21 protein-coding genes and 1 riboswitch are annotated in these 21,796 nt (G+C 72.9%); of the genes, 10 read left to right on the top strand and 11 right to left on the bottom strand.

Features of this window, described 5'->3' with window-relative positions; all coding sequences use genetic code 11:
• Window positions 1-105: 105 nt before the first annotated feature.
• The 3 genes from QRN56_RS06075 to QRN56_RS06065 all read left to right on the top strand — a co-directional run bounded on the left by QRN56_RS06075 (window position 106) and on the right by QRN56_RS06065 (window position 2,459).
• Entirely contained in the window at window positions 106-1,101 is a 996-nt protein-coding gene (locus QRN56_RS06075) for a helix-turn-helix domain-containing protein (RefSeq protein WP_285101898.1), read from the top strand.
• Window positions 1,102-1,127: 26 nt separating this feature from the next.
• On the top strand, window positions 1,128-2,021 hold the full coding sequence (locus tag QRN56_RS06070; protein WP_285101896.1) for an LLM class flavin-dependent oxidoreductase: 894 nt from the start codon (window positions 1,128-1,130) through the stop codon (window positions 2,019-2,021).
• Window positions 2,022-2,213: 192 nt separating this feature from the next.
• A complete protein-coding gene (locus QRN56_RS06065) occupies window positions 2,214-2,459 on the top strand; it encodes a hypothetical protein (protein ID WP_285101894.1) in 246 nt (81 codons plus the stop codon).
• Between the two features lie 73 nt (window positions 2,460-2,532).
• Here QRN56_RS06065 and QRN56_RS06060 read toward each other — a convergent pair whose 3' ends face one another.
• Window positions 2,533-3,417 (bottom strand): mechanosensitive ion channel family protein, encoded by an 885-nt coding sequence (locus QRN56_RS06060; RefSeq protein WP_285101893.1) that lies wholly within the window; start codon window positions 3,415-3,417, stop codon window positions 2,533-2,535.
• Window positions 3,418-3,596: 179 nt separating this feature from the next.
• Here QRN56_RS06060 and QRN56_RS06055 point away from each other — a divergent pair, with 179 nt between their 5' ends.
• The gene (locus QRN56_RS06055; protein ID WP_285101892.1) at window positions 3,597-5,099 is read left to right on the top strand and encodes an amidase; all 1,503 of its coding nucleotides are present in this window, start codon (window positions 3,597-3,599) and stop codon (window positions 5,097-5,099) included.
• Window positions 5,100-5,259: 160 nt separating this feature from the next.
• Window positions 5,260-5,856 (top strand): hypothetical protein, encoded by a 597-nt coding sequence (locus QRN56_RS06050; protein ID WP_285101891.1) that lies wholly within the window; start codon window positions 5,260-5,262, stop codon window positions 5,854-5,856.
• A gap of 45 nt (window positions 5,857-5,901) precedes the next feature.
• Here QRN56_RS06050 and QRN56_RS06045 read toward each other — a convergent pair whose 3' ends face one another.
• Together QRN56_RS06045 and QRN56_RS06040 are read right to left on the bottom strand one after the other, a co-directional pair.
• Entirely contained in the window at window positions 5,902-7,320 is a 1,419-nt protein-coding gene (locus QRN56_RS06045) for an aminotransferase class V-fold PLP-dependent enzyme (RefSeq protein ID WP_285101890.1), read from the bottom strand.
• 31 nt (window positions 7,321-7,351) lie between these two features.
• Window positions 7,352-7,466: riboswitch (SAM riboswitch) on the bottom strand.
• Between the two features lie 45 nt (window positions 7,467-7,511).
• A complete protein-coding gene (locus QRN56_RS06040) occupies window positions 7,512-8,291 on the bottom strand; it encodes a phosphotransferase enzyme family protein (RefSeq protein ID WP_285101889.1) in 780 nt (259 codons plus the stop codon).
• 215 nt (window positions 8,292-8,506) lie between these two features.
• Here QRN56_RS06040 and QRN56_RS06035 point away from each other — a divergent pair, with 215 nt between their 5' ends.
• Window positions 8,507-8,956 carry a rhodanese-like domain-containing protein gene (locus QRN56_RS06035; protein ID WP_285101888.1) on the top strand — a complete coding sequence of 150 codons (450 nt, stop codon included), beginning with the start codon at window positions 8,507-8,509 and terminating at the stop codon, window positions 8,954-8,956.
• On the top strand, window positions 8,953-10,218 hold the full coding sequence (locus tag QRN56_RS06030) for an O-succinylhomoserine sulfhydrylase (RefSeq protein ID WP_285101886.1): 1,266 nt from the start codon (window positions 8,953-8,955) through the stop codon (window positions 10,216-10,218). The genes QRN56_RS06035 and QRN56_RS06030 overlap by 4 nt, the downstream gene beginning before the upstream one ends.
• 81 nt (window positions 10,219-10,299) lie before the next feature.
• Here QRN56_RS06030 and QRN56_RS06025 read toward each other — a convergent pair whose 3' ends face one another.
• Window positions 10,300-12,777: a glycoside hydrolase family 3 protein gene (locus tag QRN56_RS06025; protein WP_285101885.1), complete on the bottom strand. Its 2,478-nt coding sequence runs from the start codon at window positions 12,775-12,777 to the stop codon at window positions 10,300-10,302.
• 124 nt (window positions 12,778-12,901) lie between these two features.
• Between QRN56_RS06025 and QRN56_RS06020 the strand changes: the two genes are divergently transcribed.
• Window positions 12,902-13,714, top strand: a complete 813-nt coding sequence (locus QRN56_RS06020) for an MBL fold metallo-hydrolase (RefSeq protein ID WP_285101930.1) — start codon at window positions 12,902-12,904, stop codon at window positions 13,712-13,714.
• A gap of 237 nt (window positions 13,715-13,951) precedes the next feature.
• Here QRN56_RS06020 and QRN56_RS06015 read toward each other — a convergent pair whose 3' ends face one another.
• Genes QRN56_RS06015 through purS form a run of 3 tightly spaced genes read right to left on the bottom strand, consistent with a single transcriptional unit; the run spans window position 13,952 to window position 16,176 of the window.
• On the bottom strand, window positions 13,952-15,112 hold the full coding sequence (locus tag QRN56_RS06015; protein WP_285101884.1) for a GNAT family N-acetyltransferase: 1,161 nt from the start codon (window positions 15,110-15,112) through the stop codon (window positions 13,952-13,954).
• A 27-nt stretch (window positions 15,113-15,139) separates the two neighbouring features.
• Window positions 15,140-15,889, bottom strand: coding sequence for a phosphoribosylformylglycinamidine synthase subunit PurQ (gene purQ, locus QRN56_RS06010; RefSeq protein ID WP_285101883.1), 750 nt, complete (start codon window positions 15,887-15,889; stop codon window positions 15,140-15,142).
• Window positions 15,889-16,176, bottom strand: a complete 288-nt coding sequence (gene purS / locus QRN56_RS06005) for a phosphoribosylformylglycinamidine synthase subunit PurS (protein ID WP_285101882.1) — start codon at window positions 16,174-16,176, stop codon at window positions 15,889-15,891. The genes purQ and purS overlap by 1 nt, the downstream gene beginning before the upstream one ends.
• 218 nt (window positions 16,177-16,394) lie before the next feature.
• Between purS and QRN56_RS06000 the strand changes: the two genes are divergently transcribed.
• Window positions 16,395-17,096, top strand: coding sequence for a DUF8692 domain-containing protein (locus QRN56_RS06000; RefSeq protein ID WP_285101880.1), 702 nt, complete (start codon window positions 16,395-16,397; stop codon window positions 17,094-17,096).
• A 12-nt stretch (window positions 17,097-17,108) separates the two neighbouring features.
• Here the strand turns inward: QRN56_RS06000 and QRN56_RS05995 are convergent, their stop codons facing one another.
• The 4 genes from QRN56_RS05995 to QRN56_RS05980 all read right to left on the bottom strand — a co-directional run bounded on the left by QRN56_RS05995 (window position 17,109) and on the right by QRN56_RS05980 (window position 21,213).
• On the bottom strand, window positions 17,109-17,867 hold the full coding sequence (locus tag QRN56_RS05995; protein WP_502928752.1) for an alpha/beta hydrolase family protein: 759 nt from the start codon (window positions 17,865-17,867) through the stop codon (window positions 17,109-17,111).
• Between the two features lie 227 nt (window positions 17,868-18,094).
• Complete coding sequence (gene purD, locus QRN56_RS05990) at window positions 18,095-19,384, bottom strand: phosphoribosylamine--glycine ligase (RefSeq protein WP_285101876.1); 1,290 nt, start codon at window positions 19,382-19,384, stop codon at window positions 18,095-18,097.
• Between the two features lie 17 nt (window positions 19,385-19,401).
• The gene (locus QRN56_RS05985) at window positions 19,402-20,694 is read right to left on the bottom strand and encodes an adenylosuccinate synthase (RefSeq protein WP_285101875.1); all 1,293 of its coding nucleotides are present in this window, start codon (window positions 20,692-20,694) and stop codon (window positions 19,402-19,404) included.
• 75 nt (window positions 20,695-20,769) lie between these two features.
• Entirely contained in the window at window positions 20,770-21,213 is a 444-nt protein-coding gene (locus QRN56_RS05980; protein ID WP_285101874.1) for a DUF3151 domain-containing protein, read from the bottom strand.
• Window positions 21,214-21,374: 161 nt separating this feature from the next.
• Here QRN56_RS05980 and QRN56_RS05975 point away from each other — a divergent pair, with 161 nt between their 5' ends.
• The gene (locus QRN56_RS05975) at window positions 21,375-21,779 is read left to right on the top strand and encodes an STAS domain-containing protein (protein WP_285101873.1); all 405 of its coding nucleotides are present in this window, start codon (window positions 21,375-21,377) and stop codon (window positions 21,777-21,779) included.
• The last annotated feature ends 17 nt before the right edge of the window (window positions 21,780-21,796 follow it).

Here is a 21,796-nt window from a genome sequence, read left to right as displayed (position 1 = left end):
CTCGCCGGTGATCGCACCCGGCCGCGGAAAGGACAAAAGCATCGAAGTGCACCCCTGGCGTATCCTCGCCACGGCACGGTGAAATTCATCCGGCGGGAGGATGACATGCTCAGTGACGTGCTCGGCCTGACCAAGTCGCAGTCGCTCGCGTATCGCGAGCTCGTGGCCTCACCATCGCTCGACTCCGCGGAGCTGGCACACCGGCTCGGGTGCGACCCGGGCGACGCCCTGGACGTGCTCCGCACGCTGGAGAGCCATGGCCTCGCGGCCCGGCAGAGCGCGGACGACTCCCGGTTCCAGGCCGCTCCCCCCGAGATCGCGCTGGGCGCGCTGCTCGCCCGGCGCAAGGACGAGATCCGGGCGGCACAGGTCGAGCTGATCGAGCTGGAGGAGGACTTCCGGCGCTCGTCGGCGCTGCGGCCGGCGACCGACGTGGTCGACGTGGTGCGCGGGGCCGACGCCGTGAAGCACCGCATCATGCAGCTCCAGCTCGGCGCACGCGAGACGGTCGAGTCGTTCACCAAGCCACCGGTCTTCGTGATGTCCGCCGAGGACAACACGGCCGAGGACCAGGCCGTGGCCCGCGGCGTCCGGTACCGGGTGGTGGTGGACCGCGTGTTCCTGGACACGGGCATGATGCGCGTGGACGACGTCGCCGCGGCCATCGACAACGGCGAGGAGGTGCGGTTCTCCGAGCGGGTGCCGATCAAGCTGTTCATCATCGACCGCCGGCTCGCGTTCGTGCCGATCCAGACCGTGGTCGACGCCGAGGACTCCGACCTCGCCCCCGACCTGGTGGGCGCGCTGATCATCCACCCCTCCGGGCTGCTCGACGCCCTGATCGCCCTGTTCGAGGCCGTGTGGCGCGACGCCACCCCGTTCGCGCGGCCCGGCGAGCCGGACGGCGGCGGCGAGCTCGAGTACCAGGACGCCCGCATCCTGGGGCTCATGCTCGTGGGCCTCACGGACCAGTCGGTGGCCAACCAGCTCGGCCTCTCGCTGCGGACGGTGCAGCGCCGCGTCAAGGTGCTCATGGACATCGCCGGCGTCTCGACGCGCATCCAGCTCGGCTGGCACGCTGCGCGCAAGGACTGGATCTGACGGCACCCCCGTGACAGCGTGTGGCCATGACCACACTGGCGTGCATCATCCGCCCCTCGACCCCGCCGTCCCGCGTCATCCCGCTCGCCCGCGCCGTCGAGGCCGCGGGGATCGAGGAGATCTGGCTCTGGGAGGACTGCTTCCAGACCGGCGGGATCTCCGCCGCGAGCGCGATCCTGGCTGCGACCGACCACGTCCGCGTGGGGATCGGCGTGATGCCGACGCCCCTGCGGAACGTCGCGCTCACCGCGATGGAGGTCGCCACGGTCGACGGGATGTTCCCGGGCCGGCTCATCCCCGGGATCGGGCACGGCGTGCAGTCCTGGATGGCGCAGGTCGGGGTCAAGGCGGCGTCGCCCCTGACCCTGATGCGGGAGTACGCGACGACGCTGCGCGCCCTGCTGGCGGGGGAGAGTGTGACGTCGTCGGGCCGGTACGTGCACCTGGACGACGTGAAGCTGGACTGGCCGCCCGCCCGGCCCGTGCGGGTGCCGGTCGCCGCGACAGGGCCCAAGTCGCTGCGCGTCGCGGGCGAGGTGGGCGACGGCGTGGTGCTGGAGGGTTCGGTGGGCCTGGTCGGGCTCCCGGCCGCGCTGGAGCGGATCGCCGAGGGCCGGGCCGCCGCCGGACGGGAGGCCGAGCCGTTCCCGGTGATCCAGTTCGTGTCGGGCGGGACCGGGCCGGACGCCGCCGCGCGCCTGCGCGCCGAGCTCACTACCTGGGGACAGGACGTGGCCGACGACGAGCGGCTGGCGAGCTACGCCGTGTGGGGCGACGCCCAGGCGTTCGCCGACGGCGTGCGCCGGTTCGGCGCGGCCGGCGCCGACACCGTGGCGATCCAGCCGACCGAGGACGACCCGGACCCGGAGCGACTGGCCGCGGTGCTGGGCGAGGCGCGCGAGCTACTGGGCCGGGACTGACGGCGGGTACCGCGCGAGCTGCTGGGCCGGGACTGACGGCGGGGACCGCGCGGGCTGACGGCGCGAGCAGACGGCGCGAACCGGCGGCCGGACATTCGGGCTCACCCAAAGGACGTTGAGCCCCGTCCGCCCGTGCCGCAGCGTGGACCGGGCCGGGCGGGACGGTCCCTCCGGCCACGAAGGAGGTTCACGATGAACAAGTTCGCACGAGTGGCCGCCGCTGGTACCGCGGCACTCCTCACGACGGCCTGCGGTGTGCTCGGCGCCGGGGCGGCCGCGGCCGCCGACCGGGAGTACGGCACGGACGGGACACGCGTGACGTCGGTGCCGGCCGGACACGACTGGAACAACAGCGCCCCTGCTACCGCGGTCCCGGCCGGGCACCCGTGGTCCAACGGCACTCCTGCGACACCCGTCGAGGACGACCGGGAGTACTGAGCCGCACGCAGCACGACGCCGGGGTCGCACCGTCACGTGGCGGTGCGACCCCGGCGTCGTGCGGGCCGATCGATCAGATGTCGCGCGGCGGGGCGAACGAGCCCGAGCTACCGGATGCCACGGCGGGCGTGTTGTTCGGTTCCGCGACGGGCGTGGCGGCAGCGGCGCCGTTCGACAGATTGCCCAGGAAACCCTCGACGCGCGACCGCATGGGGCCGATCAGCGCACCGCCGACACCGACGACGAGAATACCGGCCACGGTGGCCAGGAATGCCACGAGAACTGGCATTGTCACGGTGGTGCCGATGCCGATCTGGTTCACGGCGGCGATAACGCCCAGCGCGATGATGAAGAAGGAGACCGTCTTCGCGACCAGCGGGCCGTAGGAAACGCGGCTCATGGTGTTCATGAGAAGGTCCTTCACCGCATTCGCGATGGCGCCCGCGATCACCACGATGACGATCGCGACGACCAGGCTCGGGAGCCACGCCACGATGTCGTTGACGATCGCGCTCACCGGGTTGGTGGGCCCGAACGCGCTCAGCGCGAGCTGGAGCGTGATGAGCAGGATGAAGTAGTAGATGATCTTCGTGAGCAGCGCGATCGGCTCGATGCCCGACCCGGCGAGGAGGCGGTTCGCCCCCGCGCGCTCGAGCACCTTGTTGAAGCCGACCCGCGTCAGGATCATGCCCACGAACCGGGCGATCGCCTTGGCGATGAAGTACCCGATGAGGAATACCACCAGGAACACGAGGAGCTTCGGGATGAAGCTCGCGACCGCACCGAGCGCGTTCGTGAGCGGTGCCAGCCAGTCGACCTGGTTCGGCACGACGAGTGCCGTATTGAAGAATGTCATGGTGCTCTCCCCCTGCGAGAAATTTCTGTGCACCTCGGGCGCACCGTGACGGCGCGGCGCAAAGGTGACGGCTCCGCACGAACATATGCCGGAGAAGCGCATTCTGCGCGGCAGAATGGGCCGGTGCGGAGCGCCATTAGCCCGCAGTGCGGGACATCAGCGCAGGTCACATCGTTGAATGCAATTCATCAGATTCATGAGTTCGACTGATTCCGCTGTAGAGCGGGTGAGACATAAAAACATTCCGCGGCGCCGGTGCGGGGAGCGCCTAGCCTGGCGGGATGGATGCCCTGCACGAGCGGACCGCCGTCGAGCTCCGCGACCTTCTCGCCGCCGGAGAGCTCACCCCCACCGAGGTCACCGAGCACTTCCTCGACCGGATCGAGCGGCTGAACCCCGCGGTCGGCGCCTTCGCCACCGTCACCCCCGAGCGCGCCCGGAAACGGGCGGCGGAGCTCCAGGAGACCCGCGGTGCGGGGCCGGACGAGGGCACGCCGCCGTCGGGCAGCCTGTGGGGCCTGCCCACGGGGGACAAGGACCTGTGGAACCGGGCGGGCGTGCCCACCGGCTTCGGGTCGCGCGCCTTCGCGGACCTGCCGCCGGCCGAGGAGAGCGACGAGATCGTCCAGGTGCTCGACGACGCCGGGATCGTCAGCCTGGGCAAGACCGCCGCGCCCGAGCTGGGCTTCCCCGCCTACACGGAGCCGGTCGGCGCCGCCCCGGCGCGCACCCCCTGGGACCTGGGCCGCGGTGCGGGCGGCTCCAGCGGCGGGGCCGCCGCCGCGGTGGCGGCGGGCATGCTGCCGTTCGCGCCCGGGTCCGACGGCGGCGGGTCGATCCGCATCCCGGCGGCGGCCTGCGGCGTCGTCGGCCTCAAGCCGACGCGCGGGCTGCTGCCCGCGGGCAGCGGCGTCGACTCGCTGGGCGGGCTGGTCGTGAACGGGCCGATCGCGCGCACCGTCGCCGACGCCGCCCTGCTGCTGGAGGCGATGCTCCCGCGGCGCGCCGGGGGCGGCGTCGCGCACCCGTACACGCTCCGGGCGCCGTCGTACGCCGCGGGCGCGTACCTCGCGGCCGCGCAGCGGGCCGAGCTGCCGGAGGGCGCCGGCGCCGCCGGCCGGGGAGCCGCCCGCATCGGCGTGACCACCTCGTCGGCGTGGGACGGCTTCTACGACATCGCGGTGTCCCCCGAGGCGCGCGCCGGGCTGGACGCCGGGGTGCGCGCCCTGGCCGCGGCCGGGCACGTGGTCGAGCACACGCTCCTGGCCGAGGCTCCCGAGTACGCCCCCGCGTTCCGGACCCTGTGGATGGGTGGCGCGTCGGCGGTGCCCATCGACGACCCGGAGACGCTGGCCAAGCTGGAGCCCCTGACGCAGTGGCTCATCCGGTCGGGCCGCGAGGTGCCCGCCCGCCGGCTCGCCGAGGCGGTGCGCACGCTCACCGGCTTCGAGCGCTCGCTCGTGGCGCAGGTCAGCGCCTACGACGCCGTCGTGACTCCCGCGCTCGCCCTCACCCCGCGGCCGATCGGGTGGTACGACGCCGAGGACCCCGAGCGGAACTTCGAGCAGCAGTGCCTGTACACGCCGTTCACGTCGATGCTCAACGTCGCCGGGCTGCCGGCGATCACCGTGCCGACCCACTGGACCAAGCCCACCACCGAGGCGCCGGCCGGGCTGCCCATGGGGGTGCAGATCATCGGTCGGCCGGGCGGCGAGCTCACGCTGCTGGCACTGGCGGCCCAGGTCGAGGCGGCCCTCCCCCGCCCGCGCACGTTCCCCCTCTGACGTGTCAGACGTACAGGTCACCAGAGGGGCCTGTACGTCTGACACGGGGTTCGGTCGTGGCCGAATGTGGTTCCGCGCCTCGGCGGCGGCGTGGTTGGGTACCCCTAGAGGGTATCCAACCAGGACGGCGCCGAAGCGCCGGGACAGGGAGCACGGGACCATGACCGAGACGTTCGGGAAGACTGTCCCCGCGCGGCCGAGCCGGTGGACGGGGACCTGGCCCACCAACACCGCCTGGATCGTGCTCGGCGTGCTCACGGGCTTCGGCCTGCTGGTCGGCGGGACGGCGATCGTCGACGGCACCTGGCAGGACGCGGTCGCCGAGGACCCGACCACCGCGATCGGCGTCGCGACCCTGTGCTACCTGGCCGCCGCCGTGACCGGCGTCCGCTGGACGGCCTGGCTCGTCGCGTTCCTGGCGTCCGTGATCCCCGTCGCGTCCGAGCTGCTGGACACGCCGCGCTGGGTCGCGTTCGTCCTGGTGGGGCTGGTCCTCACCGGCATCGGCCTGGCCCGCGGACGCCGTGCGACGTGGCCGCAGGCCGTCGCGATGGCGGGCTTCTTCGGCGTCGCGACGGTGGCCCTGTTCCTGGAGCCGCGGCTCGGGCTGGCCCTCGCGGGCCTCGCCCTCGCCGCGCACGCTGGGTGGGACGTGGTGCACTACCGCCGTGACGTCGTGGTCAACCGGTCGCTCGCGCTGTGGTGCATCGGCCTGGACCTCACGATGGGCGGCATCTGCGTGGCCCTCGCCCTCTAGCTGTCAGACGTACAGGTCACCCGGGTGACCTGTACGTCTGACAGCTCAGTCCTCGTCCGGGAGGCAGCCGAAGGCCTCGTCGAAGCCCAGGGCGGCCGTGGCCAGCAGGCCCGCGAGACCGGAGCCCTCGGGCACCGGACGCGGGTCGTCGGTCACGACCCACAGCCCGTCGACCACGTCGTACCCGGCCTGCGGACCCTCCTCGACCAGGCGGCCGACGGCGGCGATCAGGCGCTCGACCTCCTCGCCCGCGGTGCCGACGCCCACCGAGGCGCGCACCGCTCCGGCGTCGAACCCGAGCCGGCCGAGCAGCGGGTGCGCGCAGAAGCGGCCGTCCCGGACGCCGATGCCGTGCTCCGCGGACAGGTACGCGGCGACGAGGCCCGGGTCGTACCCGGTCACGGTGAAGGTCACCACGCCCACGGGGTCGACGGCGTCGGCCCAGACCCGCACGACCTCGACACGGTCGATCGCCTCGAGCCCCGACACGAGCCGGCGGCGCAGGGTGTTCTCGTGGGCCACGACCTCGGCGGCGTCGAGCGCCGCCAGCTCCTCGCAGGCCGCCGCGAGCGCCACCGCGCCGATCACGTTGGGGGAGCCTGCCTCGTGGCGGGCGGGCCCCTCGTGCCAGTCGGTGCCGCCCACCCGCACGCGCCGGACGGCGCCGCCGCCCGCGAGGTAGGGCGTACCCGCGTCGAGCCAGTCGCGGCGGCCCACCAGCACACCGGCGCCGAAGGGGGCGTAGGTCTTGTGGCCGGAGAAGGCGAGGTAGTCCACGCCGGTGGACTCCAGCGAGATGCGGCGGTGCGGCACGAGCTGGGCGCCGTCGAGCGCCACGCGCGCCCCGAACTCGTGGGCGACGGCGACGATCTCGGCGATCGGGAGGGACTCGCCGGTCACGTTCGAGGCGCCGGTCAGGGCCACGAGGGCGAACGGATGGTCCGCGGCGGCGTCGGCCAGCTCCTCCCGGATCTGGGCGACGGTCTCGGCCACGGTGGCACCGCCGGTCAGCACGGTCGCGCCGGTGGTGCGCTGCCAGGGCAGCAGGTTCGCGTGGTGCTCCACGTCGAGCACCAGCACGCGGCCGGGCTCGCCGTCGGGCTGCGCGGGGACGCAGCCGGCGAGGAGGTTGAGGGAGTCGGTGGTGTTCCGCGTGATGATCGTCAGGTCGTCCTCGCGGGCGCCGACGAACGCGCCGACGGTGCGGCGCGCGGTCTCGTAGAGCGCCGTGCTCACCTGGGAGAGGTAGCCCGCACCGCGGTGCACGCTGGCGTACAGGGGCAGCACCTGGGTGACACGGTCGGCGACGGCCTGCAGGGCCGGGGCGGACGCGGCGACGTCGAGGTTCGCGTACGAGACCCGCGTGCCGTCCACGAGCGGGACGAGCGTGCCGCCGCCGACGACAGGGCGCAGCGGGGCGAGATCGGTCACCGCGGTGGCACGGCTGAGGGTGGGAGCAGACATGGCGTCCTCCAGCACAGTCCTGGGGGAGGTTCCCCCGCGCTTGCCGCACGCGGGCTGCGCGCGGCCTGGTCGTCACCCGGGGCACCCCACCGCGGAGGGAGGGTTGCCGGCCAGCGAGCCGGGGCTTGACGCTGGCGCTCATGACCTGCGGCCATCCTGTGCTGCGGGCAAAACTCCTGTCAACGCACGTCTCAGATGCTGGTCCCACGATCCGGTCGGGTCGCGCGAGTCGCGAGGCCGGCGACGCGGGCGGCGTCCGAGCGGTACATGGCGGCGTGGTCGCGCAGCTCGGCGGACCCGCCGTCGTCGGCCCTGGCCTCGCTGAACGCGGCGAGCTCCGTGAGTCGCTCCGCCATCGTGCGGAGCACGTCGGCACTCGACCAGCCGGCCCCGTACGCGGCGACCAGCGCGTCCAGCCGGGCCGGCGGGTCCAGGTGCCCGACGTCGTAGGTCACCCCGGCGAACGCGTCGCCCGCGAACGGGGCCATGCGGTACGCGGTGTACGCCACGTCCCACACGCGAGGCCCGGGCGACGCCGTGTCCACGTCGATGAGCCCGACGAGCCGGCCCGCGCGGAACACCATGTTGTACGGCGCGGCGTCGTTGTGGCAGATCACCTCGGCCGGCTCGCGGGCGGGCAGCCGCCAGACGGCGTCCGGCAGGTCGAGGTCGAGGGACGCGTCGTGGAGCCGGCGCAGGAGGCGCCCGGCGTCGCGCAGGTTCCGCTCGGACCAGAGCCACTCCGGGGCCGGCCAGCCCGGGACGTCGCCAGGGAGGAACGAGACGACCTCGCGCCCCCGCTCGTCGAGCCCGAAGGGCTCAGGCACCTCCGTGATGCCCCGGCCCCGCACGTGGCGCAGGTACTCGTGGACCGTGGGCGTCCACGGCCCGGCGGTCCGCCGCACCGTGTCGCCCACGCGCACCACCGCGTTCATGGTGCCGCCGGTCAGCGGCTCCTCGTGCCCTGGCATCGCCGCCACCGTACCGAAAAGCGATTTCCCGACCAGATTGGTCGGATTGCCTGTCGAGACACTGTTCCACCCACCGGACACCATGTCGTAGGGTTGGCAACGACCATCCCGAGCGGCCGAGTGACGTGGCACGACGACGCCGCAGCAACCCAGCGTTCCCCGCAGCCGCGGAGAACGGACGAGGGTGCTACCGCCACGACCGATGGAGGAGCATCATGAGCGACCCCGCGCGCGTCGAAGCACGACCGGCCGACGGCTACGCCGGCGACATCACGCCCCAGCAGGCCTGGGACCTGCTCTCCGGTGACCCGGACGCCACGCTCGTGGACGTCCGTACCGAGGGCGAGTGGCGCACGATCGGCATCCCGGACACGGCATCGCTGGAGAAGCAGCCCGTGTTCACCGAGTGGGTCCAGGCCGGCGGCGTGCCCAACCCGCGGTTCCTGGAGGAGCTCCGGGCGGCCGGCGTCTCCGGCGGGCCCATCGTCTTCCTGTGCCGCTCCGGCCAGCGCTCGATCGCGGCGGCGCGGCTCGCCACGGCGTCGGGCATCGCGCCGTCGTACAACGTGCTGGAGGGTTTCGAGGGCGCGCCCGGGGCCGACGGCGTCCGCGACCAGCAGGGCTGGAAGGTCGCCGGGCTGCCGTGGACGGCGGGCCCCGCGTGACCGTCACCGGCGCGTTCCCGCCGGACGCGAACCCCGGCGGTTCCGGCCGCAAGCCGCTTCCCGACGGCGTCCGCCCGGCGACGCTCGCCGTGCGCGGCGGCCACCAGCGCAGCGAGTTCCAGGAGACCAGCGAGGCGCTGTTCCTCACGCAGGGCTACGTCTACGACAACGCCGCGGAGGCCGAGGCCGCGTTCAAGGGCGACGTCGACCGGTTCGTCTACTCGCGCTACGGCAACCCGACGGTGCACACCTTCGAGGAGCGGCTGCGCCAGCTCGAGGGTGCCGACGCCTGCTACGCGACCGCGACCGGCATGTCCGCGGTGTTCACGTCGCTGGCCGCGCTCGTGGAGTCGGGCTCCCGGATCGTGGCCGCCCGGGCGCTGTTCGGGTCCTCGGTGGTGATCTTCGAGGAGATCTTCAAGAAGTGGGGTGTGCGCACCGACTACGTGGACGGGCACGTGCTGTCCCAGTGGGAGGAGGCGCTCTCGACACCCGCGGACGTGGTGTTCTTCGAGACGCCGTCCAACCCGATGCAGGACATCGTGGACGTCCGCGCCGTCGTGGACCTGGCGCACTCCGCCGGGGCGACGGTGGTGCTCGACAACGTGTTCGCCACCCCGCTGCTGCAGAAGCCGCTGGAGCTGGGTGCCGACGTGGTCGTCTACTCGGCGACCAAGCACATCGACGGGCAGGGGCGCGTGCTGGGCGGCGCGATCCTCGGCTCCACGGAGTACATCACCGGCCCCGTGCAGACGTTCATCCGCAACACCGGGCCATCGCTGGCGCCGTTCAACGCGTGGACCCTGCTCAAGGGCCTGGAGACGCTGCCGGTGCGCGTGGCGGCTCAGAGCGCGAGCGCCCTCGCCGTGGCGCGCGCCCTGGAGGAGCTGCCCGCGGTGGGCACCGTGCGCTACCCGTTCCTCGACTCCCACCCGCAGGCCGACCTGGCGCGGTCCCAGATGAGCGGCGGCGGCACGGTCGTGACGTTCGACCTGGCGGTCCCCGGGGGCATGGACGACGACGCCGCGAAGCGGCACACGTTCGCGTTCCTCGACGCCCTGCGGCTGGTCGACATCTCGAACAACCTCGGCGACGCGAAGTCCCTGATCACCCACCCCGCGACGACCACGCACCGCAAGCTGGGCGCGCCGGGCCGGGCCGCCGTCGGCATCGCGGAGACGACGGTCCGCCTCTCGGTGGGCCTGGAGGACGTCCAGGACATCATCGAGGACGTCACCCAGGCCCTGTCCGCGGCAGGGTAGGCCGTCGAGATCTGGCGGCTGCGCCGAGATCTGGTGGCGCGCCGCCAGATCTCGGCGCGACCACCAGATCTCAGCGCCTCGTCAGCGACCGGCCCTGGTGAGGATCCGGGTCGCCAGGGACTCGTGGCCCTCCAGGAGCGCCACGTCCGACGTCGCGATCGCCTTCGATGCCGCCGGCGGGACGCCGGTGGCCGGGTCGAGCACCGCGTCCTGCAGCTCGAGCCGCTGTTCGTCGAGGTGCGACGTGCGGCCGCCCGTCGACAGGCCCCAGCCGAACGGGAACAGCGGGTCGTAGTCCCGGTCGCCCACGTTCACCACCGGGTCGTCGGCCGACCGCGGCCACGAGACCGACAGCCTGCCGGTGAACCGCCGTTCGCCGAACAGCACGTCCGCGACGCCGGCGCCCTCCGTGCCCGGCAGCCACGACGCGACCAGCGCGTCGATCGACCGGAGCTGGTCGGTGAGCACCTGCGGCCGCCCCGAGACCACCAGGACCACGCAGGTCCGGATCTCGGCACAGACCTTCTCCACGACCGCGGCGTCGCCGGGCTGCAGCGACATCGACTTCTCCTCGCGGGGGACCCCGCCGTCGGCCGGGTCCCAGGCCCACTCGGGCCCGCCGACGTCGCCGAACCCCTCGGCGTACGGTGTCTCGCCGACGACGACGACGCCGACGTCGGCGCCGTCGGTCGGCGCGGAGGCGTCCTCGCTGAACGTGACGTCGTCGGCCGCCGCCTGGATGCCCTCCAGGATCGTGGTGCCCGCCGTGACGTCGCCCGAGAACCCCTGCCACGTGCCGGTCCAGCCGCCGGCCTGGTTGCCCAGGTCGTCGGCGTTGCGGCCCGCGACGTAGATGCTCTCGTCGTCGTCCAGCGGCAGGGCGCGGTGGCTGTTCTTGAGCAGCACCTGCGACTCGGCGACGGCCTTGCGGGCGATCGCCCGGTGCTCCGCCGAACCGATGTCGTCGGCGTTGGACCGGTCCGCGAACGGCTCCTCGAACAGACCCAGCTCGAACTTGGCGGCGAGGATCCTGGACACGGCGTCGTTGATGCGCTTCTCGCCGACCTGCCCGTCCTGGACCGCGGCGAGCAGCCGCGTGTGGAACCGCTCGAACTGCGACGGCTCCATGAACATGTCGATGCCCGCGTTGACGCCGGTGACGATCTGGCCGGTGGTCGGGGAGTCGGCCGCGAGCGGCGGGATCTGGTGGATCCCCTGCCAGTCGCTGATCACGAAGCCGTCGAACCCCTGCTTCTGCTTGAGCCACCCGGTGACCAGCTCGCGGTTCGCATGCATCTTCACGGGGTTGCCGAGGCCGTCGTCGGTCCAGTCGATGCTGGAGAAGCTCGGCATGACCGAGCCGACGCCGGCCTTGAGCGCCGCCACGTACGGCGGCAGGTCCACCTGCTCGACGTGCCGCCGGCTCTGCTCGGTGATGCCCTGGTCGATCGTGTAGTCGCCCTCGCCGGTGCCGAAGGTGGTGTCGCCGTCGCCCGCGAAGTGCTTGGCGGTCGCGAGCACCGACGTGCTGCTGTCCAGGTCCTTGCCCTGGAAGCCGGTCACGGCGGCCGCGCCGAGCACGCTCGCGAGCGCGGGGTGCTCCCCGAACGACTCGTACGTGCGGCCCCAGCGGTCGTCGCGCACCACGCACACACAGGGCGCGAACGTCCACGGGATGCCGGTCGCGCGCGTCTCGGACGCGACCATGCGCTCGGCCCGCGCGACGAGCAGGGGGTCGCGCGTGGCGCCGAGCCCGATGTTGTGGGGCAGGATCGTCGCGCCGTTCAGGTTGCCGTGCCCGTGCACGGAGTCGACGCCGTAGATCAGCGGGATCTGCAGCCGCGTCGCGAGGGCCTGCGTCTGGAAGCCGTCGATCGCGTCCGCCCAGGCCTCGGGCGTGTTCTCGGCGGGCGTCGATCCGCCGCCGCTGAGCACCGAGCCGAGGCCGAGCTCCGTGATGATCGCGGGGTCGCTCGTGACGTTCGCGCGCTCCGCCTGCGTCATCTGCCCGACCTTCTCCGCGAGCGTCATGCGCTTCAGGAGGTCGGCGACACGCTTCTTGGTGGACAGGCGCGGGTCCAGATAGGGCAGACCGTGCGCCCGCACGACGACGGCGGGCTGGCGCGAGACCCGCGCGTCCCGTGACTCCAGGGTCACGGGCACGGTCTCCGCCGTCTCGCCGGAGTCCGAGGCGCGGGTGGCGATCCGGACGGTCCGCTCGGTGCCGGACGGTGTGCCGGCGGGGAACTCGAGGGTGCCGGAGGTGGCGGCGTAGTCGGCGTCGGCGGTGGCCGTGCCGGAGCCGGTGCGCCAGCCGACCGTGACGGGCCCGGAGAGGGCGGCGCCGTCGGCGGCCTCGACCGTGACGGTGACCGTCGCGGCGGCGCCGTCGTCGACGAACGTGACGGGGTCCGCGCTCACGACGGCCTCGGGGGCCGGGGCGGCGCGGGTGGCCAGAGGGGGTACGAACAGAGTCGTGGCGGCGAGAGCCGCCACGGAGATGAGTGCCGGTGTTCTGCGGACGCGGTAGTGCTGCGCCGCGCCTGAGATGGCGGACATCTGAGATATTCCTCTCTTCATTGGGAGGTGATTTACCGATCACACACCGCAGCCCCGCAGGGCACAAGCGCTGCTGACCGCTGGATAGGGTGATTCGGTGGACCTCATTACCCCCTTTGCGAGGATGCTCCGGGCTGACAACCCGGGCCCGATGACGCTCGACGGCACCCGGTCGTACGTGCTGCGCGCCCCCGGGTCGCCGGGCTGCGTGGTGGTGGATCCCGGCCCGGACCTGACGCCGCACCTCGCCGCGCTGGCCGACGCCGGCCCCGTCGACCTGGTGCTCGTGACCCACCGGCACGCCGACCACACCGGCGGACTGGCGACGTTCCGGGAGCTCACCGGCGCCCCGTCGCGCGGGGTGCTGCCGGAGTTCTGCGCGGAGCGCGACGGGGGCGCCGGCTCCGGCGGGGTGGGCGCGGGTCCGCTGGCCGACGGCGAGGTCCTGGAGGTGGCGGGCCTGCGCATCGAGGTGCTGGCCACGCCGGGCCACACGGCGGACTCGGTCTGCCTCGTGGTGTCGGACGGCACGTCCTCCGTGGTGCTCACCGGGGACACGGTGCTGGGCCGCGGCACCACCGTGCTCGCCGAGCCGGACGGTTCGCTGCGGGAGTACCTGGCGTCGCTGGACCGGCTGAGCGCGCTCGATCTGCCCGACCCCGTGCCGGGGCTGCCCGGGCACGGACCCGTGCTCCCGGACCTGCGCGCCGTGGTGCACGCGTACCGCGAGCACCGAACGGAGCGGCTGGGCCAGGTGCGCTCCGCGCTCACCGCCCTCGGCGTGACGCTGCCGGACGCCGGTGCCCCGCTCCCGGAGCCGATCCTGGACGCCGTCACCGGCGCGGTGTACGCCGACGTCGACGCGTCGGTGCTGCCGGCGGCCCGGTCGTCGGTGCGGGCGCAGCTGGAGTACCTGCGCGGCCGGCCCGAGAACTGACCGCCGGCGCCGACCCTGGACCCCGGGCAGCCTCCGGGGAGACCGCTACGCCGCCGAGAAGGTAACACTCAGCTAGCAGTGCTACCTGTGCGTTACGCGCGCCCACGGGTCACGTCTCTCCCGCGACCTCCAGGAGCACGTGATACCGCCAACGAGGTAACGCTGAGCTAGCAGTGCTATCTCAGCGTTACCTCCTCCGCTGTCCGACCTCTCCCGGGCGCCCGGCCGGCGCGAGGGTCAGAGCGGCTTGCCCAGGAAGAGGAGCACGGGGTTGTCCGGGTCGTGCGGCGGGTACGGCAGCACCGGCCGGTAGCCGAGCTTCACGTAGAGCCGCAGCGCCTCCGGCTGCCGGATGCCCGTGCCGAGGTAGAGCGCGAGCCCGCCCCGGCGTCGGCCCTCGGCCTCGATCTGGCGCACCAGGGCCGTGGCGACGCCCGCGCGCCGGGCGGCCGGGTCGACGAACACGTTCCGCATCTCGAACCCACGGGAGTCCGCCGCCTCGGCCGAGGCGGCGGTGAGCCCCGCGACACCGCGCAACGGGTCGCTCGTGAGATGCTCCGGCCCGATGGGCGCCGCGGCGACCGAGGCGCAGCCGACCGGCCGCCCGTCGAGGGTCGCGACGAACGTGGCCAGGGCCGCGCGTCCGCGCTCGGCGTCGACGACGTCGTAGCCGCCCCGCGCCTCGACGTCGGGCACCATGGAGGGGTAACGCTCCTGGTGGAACGCCCACATGGCGCGCCGCAGGGCGGCGGCACCGGGATCGTCCCAGGGCACCTCGTGGAGCTCGAGGGCCGGCGCCGCGCCCGCCGCGGATCCAGGGCCCGCGGCCGGGGCGCTCTGCGGCGAACCGTCGGCCGGGACCAGCCACTTGCCGAAGCACCGCGAACCCGGCTCGTCCGAGAACACGCCGAACGACTCGACCGGGTCGTACCCCAGCCGCAGGTACAGCCCGAGCGACTCGGGCTGCATCAGCCCGCTCTCCAGGATCAGGTGCCGCACGCCGGCGTCGCGGGCGACGTCCTCCGCGGCGTTCATCAGCGTGCGGGAGAGCCCGCGCCCGCGGAAGCCCGGCGCCACGTACACGCGCTTGACCTCGGACGTCCCGTCCGGGTGCAGGCCGCCCTGGTAGTCGTCGCGACCCGACAGGTCGCGCAGCGCGGCATGCCCGGCCGGCTCGCCGTCGACCCGCAGGAGCAGGGTCGCGAACACGTTCGACGGGTCCACCTGGTCGCGCGGGTCGGGCACGGGGGCGCCGTCGGGGCCCGTCGTCGACGGCCTGCCCGGCTGCGCGTACCGCAGGTCGATCTCGTGCTGCTGCTCCGCGCGCAGGCGGACGGCGTCCGCGTGGTCCCAGCCGACCGTCTCGATCGTGAGACCCGCGAGAACCTCAGCGGCCATGCCCGCCCGCCCGGACCTGACCGGTGGTCACGCGTGGACCAGGGAGGACAGCACCGACGTGAAGAACGTCAGGCCGTCCACACCCGCGCGCGGCCCCTCGGCGGACGCCGGGCCGAAGCCGGCCTCGACCGCGTGCTCCGGGTGCGGCATGAGCCCCACCACGTTGCCGCGCTCGTTGCTGATGCCCGCGATGTCGCGGCGCGACCCGTTCGGGTTCCAGCCGTCGTACCGGAAGACGACGCGGCCCTCGCCCTCGAGCTCGTCGAGGGTGCGCTCGTCGGCGACGAACTGGCCGTCCTGGTTCTTCAGCGGGATCGTGATCTGCTGTCCGCGGCGGAACTCGTTGGTCCAGGCGGTGCGCGCGTTCTCGACGATCAGCGACTGCTCCCGGCACACGAAGTGCAGGTGGTCGTTCTTGACCATCGAGCCCGGCAGCAGGTGCGCCTCGGTGAGGACCTGGAAGCCGTTGCAGATGCCGAGCACCGGCATGCCGCCCTTGGCGGCGTCGACCACGGCGGACATCGCCGGCGCGAACCGGCTGATCGCGCCCGCGCGCAGGTAGTCACCGTAGGAGAACCCGCCGGGCAGCACCACGGCGTCGACGTCCTGGAGCGACTCGTCAGCGTGCCAGAGCGAGACCGCCTCGGCGCCGGCCAGACGCACGGCGCGCACCGCGTCGCGGTCGTCGAGCGTCCCGGGGAACGTGATGACGCCGATCCGGGCGCCGGCGATCCCGGGGGCGGCCGCGGCGGCCGACGCCGGCTCGGTGGCCGCCATCAGGCGCTCACCGGGGTGCCGGTCGCCTCACCCGGGACCGCGGCGGCATCGGAGACCGAGACAACGTCCTCGATCACCGGGTTGGACAGCAGGGTGGCCGCAGCCTCCCGAGCGGCGGCGAGGATCTCCGGTGTCACCTCACCGTCCACCTCGAGCTCGAACCGCTTGCCCTGACGCACACCGGAGAACTGGGTGAAGCCGAGGCGCGGCAGCGCTCCGACGACAGCCTTGCCCTGGGGGTCCAGGATCTCGGGCTTGGGCATGACCTCGACGACGACGCGTCCCACGAAGGCTCCTTGAAGGTGAGGGAATTCCGGGAAGAGTCTACTTGCGCGGCGGGGTGCCTCGCCGTCCGTGGACAGTGACCTGCGCCGCGCTGCCCCCGCGCGCGTCGTCCGGACCGGAGAACGCCTGATGAGAGAACTCTCATCGCGATCTCCTCACCGCCTCATCCGGCCAGGAGAGCGTGTGCGCGTCCGCGAGACCAAGTCGAGGAGAACCACACGTGCACACGCGAGCCGCCGTCGCCCTCGGGCTGGAGCACCGACCTGTCGCCGGCCTGTTCGGCATGCTGGTCACGGTGGCCCTCGGCCTCAACGTGATCTTCCTGTCGCACTCGTTCCTGGGGATCCCCGAGTGGCCCGGCTTCCGGTTCGCGATGGAGCGCAGCGTGCCCGAGGTGGTCGGGTACGTCTTCACCGCGTGGGCGGCCGGGCTCGCCCTGTATCTCGCCGTCGCGCACCGCCAGGCGGTGCTCGCCGCGTGGGGGGCGGTGTTCGCCGTGCTGCTCGCCGACGACTACCTCATGCTGCACGAGCGGATGGCCAAGGTGGTCTCGGCGAACGTCACGGTGCCGTACCCGTACGGGCAGCCGGTCGGCGAGATCGTCTGGCTCGCGTTCGTCGGGGGCGTGCTGCTGACCGCCGTCACCGTCTCCTACCGCTGGGCGGCACCCGAGTGGCGCGCGTCGTCCCGCGTGCTCACGGCGCTCCTCGCGCTGCTGGTGGTGTGCGGGGTGGGGATCGACGCCGTGCACGGGTTCACGACGAACCGCGGCGTCTGGCACGTGCTGCTCAGCTCGCTGGAGGACGGCGGCGAGGTGCTCCTGCTCGCCGTCGTGGTCACGTTCCTCTACGCGCTCGCCTTCTGCGGCCACCGCTCGACGCCGGACACGCTGACGCGGGGCCGGGCGGCGCTGCGGCCGTGAGCCGCAGGGGCCTCACGCCGTCAGGTACTGGTCCGCCCAGGCGCTGATGATCCGGGCGGCGCGCTTCGCCTGGCCCGGCGCGGTGAGCAGGTGGTCGGCGCCCTCCAGGGACACGAACGAGCGGGGGTGCCGGGCCTCCCGGAAGATCTCCCCGGCGTTCGAGATGTCCACGGTGCTGTCCGTCGGCGAGTGCATCACGAGCAGCGGGGAGCCCAGCTCGCGGATCTTCGAGCGCAGCTCGGCCCGCCGGACGTCCTCGACGAAGTGCCGCTTGAGCGTGAGCGCGCGGCCGCCCACCATCCACTGGGCGTGGCCGTCGTCGAACACCCGGCCCAGGACGGCGTCGTAGTTGTGCTCCGCGTGCCGCGGCTGGACCGGGGCGCCGATGGTCGCGACCGCCTGCACGCCCGGGACGTCGGCGCCAGCGGCGATCACCGCCGCGCCGCCGAAGGAGTGCCCCACGAGGAGGTGCACCGGCATGTCGTGGTCGGCCATGAACTCGGCGGCCCGCACCGTGTCGGCCACCTTGTGCGTGAACGAGCCGTCACCCCAGTCGCCCTCGGAGTCGCCCAGGCCCAGGTTGTCGAAGCGCAGCATCCCGATGCCCTCGATCGCGAGCTGCTTGCAGATCCGCGCCGCGGCCGGCGAGTCCTTGCCCAGCGTGAACCCGTGGGAGAACACTCCCCAGCCCCGCACCTCGCCGTCCGGCCGGTCGATGATGCCCGCGAGGCGCGGCCCCGTGGTGCTCTCGAACGTGACGCGCTCAGCCACGACCACTCCCCTCTCGACGAAGCCGCGATGTTAACGCCACCCGAGTTTCGCGGAGATGACGCCGACGCGCAGCGAGACGGGCGGACCAGGCCCCTGACTCGGCGCACGGCTTGCGTCGAGTCAGGGGCATGGTCGGACCACCCGGCTGACTCGCGTCATCCGGAGCGGGTGAGTCAGTCGGGCGTGGCGCGGTGAGGCGCGCGACGGCGTCCGGCACGGATGCCGTGCTAGGGGACGGTGACCTCGCCGCGCTCGGCCTTCAGCGCGATGTCCGTGCGGTGGTGCGAACCCTTGAGCTCGATCCGCGCCACGCCCTCGTAGGCCCGACGGCGGGCGTCCGCCAGGTCGGTGCCCAGCGCCACGACGGACAGCACGCGGCCGCCCGCGCTGACCAGCTCGCCGGTCTCGGAGAGCCCGGTGCCGGCGTGCAGCACGTGCACCCCGGGGAGCGACTCGGCGTCCTCGATGCCCGTGATCGGGTCGCCCGACCGGGCCGACGCCGGATAGCCCTCGGACGCGACGACCACGGTGACGGACGCCTCGGGGCGCCAGCGCAGGGGCTCCAGGTCGGCGAGCACGCCGCGGGCCGCCGCGAGCAGCACCTCGGACAGCGGCGTCGCCAGCCGGGCCAGCACGGACTGGGTCTCCGGGTCGCCGAAGCGCGCGTTGAACTCGACCACGCGGGTGCCGCGGCTGGTGAGCGCGAGCCCCACGTAGAGCACCCCGGAGAAGGGCGTCCCGCGGCGGGCCATCTCGTCGACCGTGGGCTGGGCCACGCGGCTCAGCACCTCGTCCACGAGACCGGACGGCGCCCAGCCGAGCGGGGTGTACGCACCCATGCCGCCCGTGTTGGGGCCCTCGTCGTCGTTCCCGACACGCTTGAAGTCCTGCGCGGGGACCAGCGGGACCACCGTGGTGCCGTCGCACACGCAGAACAGCGAGACCTCGGGGCCGTCGAGGTACTCCTCGACCACCACCCGGCCGTTGTCGTGGGACAGGCAGGCCGCGCCGTGGGCGAGGGCCGCCGCGCGGTCGTCGGTGACGACCACGCCCTTGCCGGCCGCGAGGCCGTCGTCCTTCACCACGTACGGGGCGCCGAAGGCGTCGAGCGCCGCCTCGAGCTCGGAGACGTCGGTGCACACGTGCGCCATCGCGGTCGGCACGCCGGCGGCGGCCATGACCTCCTTGGCAAACGACTTGGAGCCCTCGAGCCGGGCCGCCTCGCCGGACGGGCCGAAGACCGGGATGCCGGCAGCGCGGACGGCGTCCGCGACGCCCGCGACCAGCGGCGCCTCCGGGCCGACGACGACCAGCTCCGCACCGAGCCGCTCGGCGAGGGCCGCCACGGCGACACCGTCGAGCGGGTCGACCTCGTGCAGCGTGGCGACGCCGGCGATACCCGGGTTGCCCGGCGCGGCGTGCAGCTCGTGGGAGGCGGTGCCGGAGACGTTCTCCCGGTCGAGGGAGTGGACGATGGCGTGCTCGCGGGCACCTGTCCCGATGACGAGGATCTTCACGGTGGCAGAGGTCCTTCTCAGCGCTGGTGGATGAGGTCGTGGACGGGGATGATCTCGTCGCGCTTGGGCCCCACGCCGATCGCGGAGATCCGGGTGCCCGACATCTCCTCGAGCGCCTTCACGTAGGCCTGGGCGTTCTTCGGCAGGTCGTCGAAGGACCGCGCCCGGGAGATGTCCTCCCACCACCCGTCGAGCTCCTCGTAGATCGGCTTCGCGTGGTGGAACGCCGTCTGGTCGGTGGGCATCTCGTCGTGGCGGACGCCGTCGACGTCGTAGGCCACGCAGACCGGGACCTTCTCCATGCCGGTGAGCACGTCGAGCTTGGTGAGCACGATGTCGGTGAGCCCGTTGATCCGGGTCGCGTAGCGCGCGATCACGGCGTCGTACCAGCCGGTGCGCCGGGCGCGACCGGTGGTCACGCCGTACTCGCCGCCGGTCTTGCGGAGGAACTCGCCCTTGTCGTCGAACAGCTCCGTGGGGAACGGCCCCTCGCCGACGCGCGTCGTGTACGCCTTGATGACGCCGATCACGGAGTCGATCCGGGTGGGCCCGACGCCGGACCCGGTCACCGCGCCGCCCGCCGTCGCGCTGGAGGACGTGACGAACGGGTAGGTGCCGTGGTCGATGTCGAGCATCGTCGCCTGGCCGGCCTCGAACAGCACGTTCTTGCCCGCGTCGAGCGCCCTGTTCAGCTCGACCGCGGTGTCCGTGACCATGGGCCGCAGGCGGTCGGCGTACTGGAGCAGCTCGTCGAGCGTCTCGTCGACCGTGATGGCGCGCCGGTTGTAGACCTTCACCAGCAGGTGGTTCTTCTGGTCCAGCGATCCCTCGATCTTGGCCCGCAGGATCTTCTCGTCGAACAGGTCCCACATGCGGATGCCCACGCGGTTGGTCTTGTCGGCGTACGCCGGCCCGATCCCCCGGCCCGTGGTGCCGATGCGGCGCTTGCCGAGGAACCGCTCCGTCACCTTGTCGATGGTGCGGTGGTACGGCGCGATGATGTGGGCGCTGCCCGAGACCAGCAGGCGGGACACGTCCACACCGCGCTCGATCAGCGCGTCGAGCTCCTCGAACAGGACCTCGATGTCCACCACCACGCCGTTGGCGATGACCGGCACCACGCCGGGCGACAGGATGCCCGACGGCAGCAGGTGCAGGGCGTACTTCTCGTCGTCGATGACGACGGTGTGCCCCGCGTTGTTACCACCGTTGAACTTGACCACGTAGTCGACGCGGGAGCCCAGGAGGTCCGTTGCCTTTCCCTTGCCCTCATCGCCCCACTGGGCCCCGACGAGCACGACGCCTGGCATGGATCTCCACCTTCTCGGATTGCTTGGTTGCTCCGCCGAGAGCGCTCCGTTGGCGCCGGCGGGCCGCGCCCGAGTCTACTTCGTGGTGGGCACCAGGGCGCGAACCTCGTCCACCGACGTGCCGGAGTCCACGAGGAACGTGGCGCAGCGCTCGGCCTCGGCCTCCTCGCCGATGCGGTGCGCCGCCTCCGAGAGGGCGAGGAGCGCGCGGAGGAAACCCTGGTTGGGCACGTGGCCGGCCGGGATCGGGCCCTGCCCGCGCCAGCCGGAACGGCGCAGCGCGTCCAGCCCGCGGTGGTAGCCGGTGCGCGCGTAGGCGTACGCCTCCACGTCGCCCGCGGCGGTGCCCGCCGTCAGCGCGCGCTCGGCCAGGACCGCCCACACGAGGGACGACGCCGGGGCCTGGGCCGCGACCTCGACCGGGTCGCCGCCGTCCGCCAGCCGCTCGCGGGCGGTCGGGTGGTCGTCGGACAGCAGCGTCGGGGCCGGGCCCTGGAGCAGGTTCTCGTGGGAGCTCATGCTCGAATTCTCACACCTCGACCACACCTCGGGTCGACGTGGCGCGCAGCCGGGACAACACCGGACAAAGAGGTCGCACAGGATTGCCCTTGGTGCCAACCACAACGGTGAATTTTGCCTTTCATCCGGTGCGATCGAGCAACAGTCGTTACGCTCGACACATGATCGAGATCGCGACGTCTCCCACGACGACGACGCTCGTGATCGCCGGCGACCTCGACCTCGCCGAACGAGACCAGTTCCCGGAGATCGCAGCGCGCGTGGTCGGCCTGCGCCGGCAGCTGCTCGTCATCGACATGTGCCGGGTGACCTTCATGGACTCCACCGGGGCCGCGTTCCTCATCTCGCTGGCCGACGCCGGCCGCAAGCGCGGGGGCGCCACCGTCATCCGCGGCGCCGACGAGCGGGACCTGTTCGTGCTCGAGGTGTGCGGGGCCATGGAGCTCTTCCGCGTGGACGACGAGCACTCGTGCGAGCCGGCCGCCCCCGACTCGGGGTTCGCCGTCATGACGTCGCGCGACGACGACACGTCGCCGTTATCCCACCGCGACGCGTCCACCGCGTAAAACGTTTCCCAAGGGTC

The organism is Promicromonospora sp. MEB111, assembly GCF_030209445.1.
Lineage (GTDB): Bacteria > Actinomycetota > Actinomycetes > Actinomycetales > Cellulomonadaceae > Promicromonospora.
This window is presented reverse-complemented; position numbering and strand designations above follow the sequence as displayed.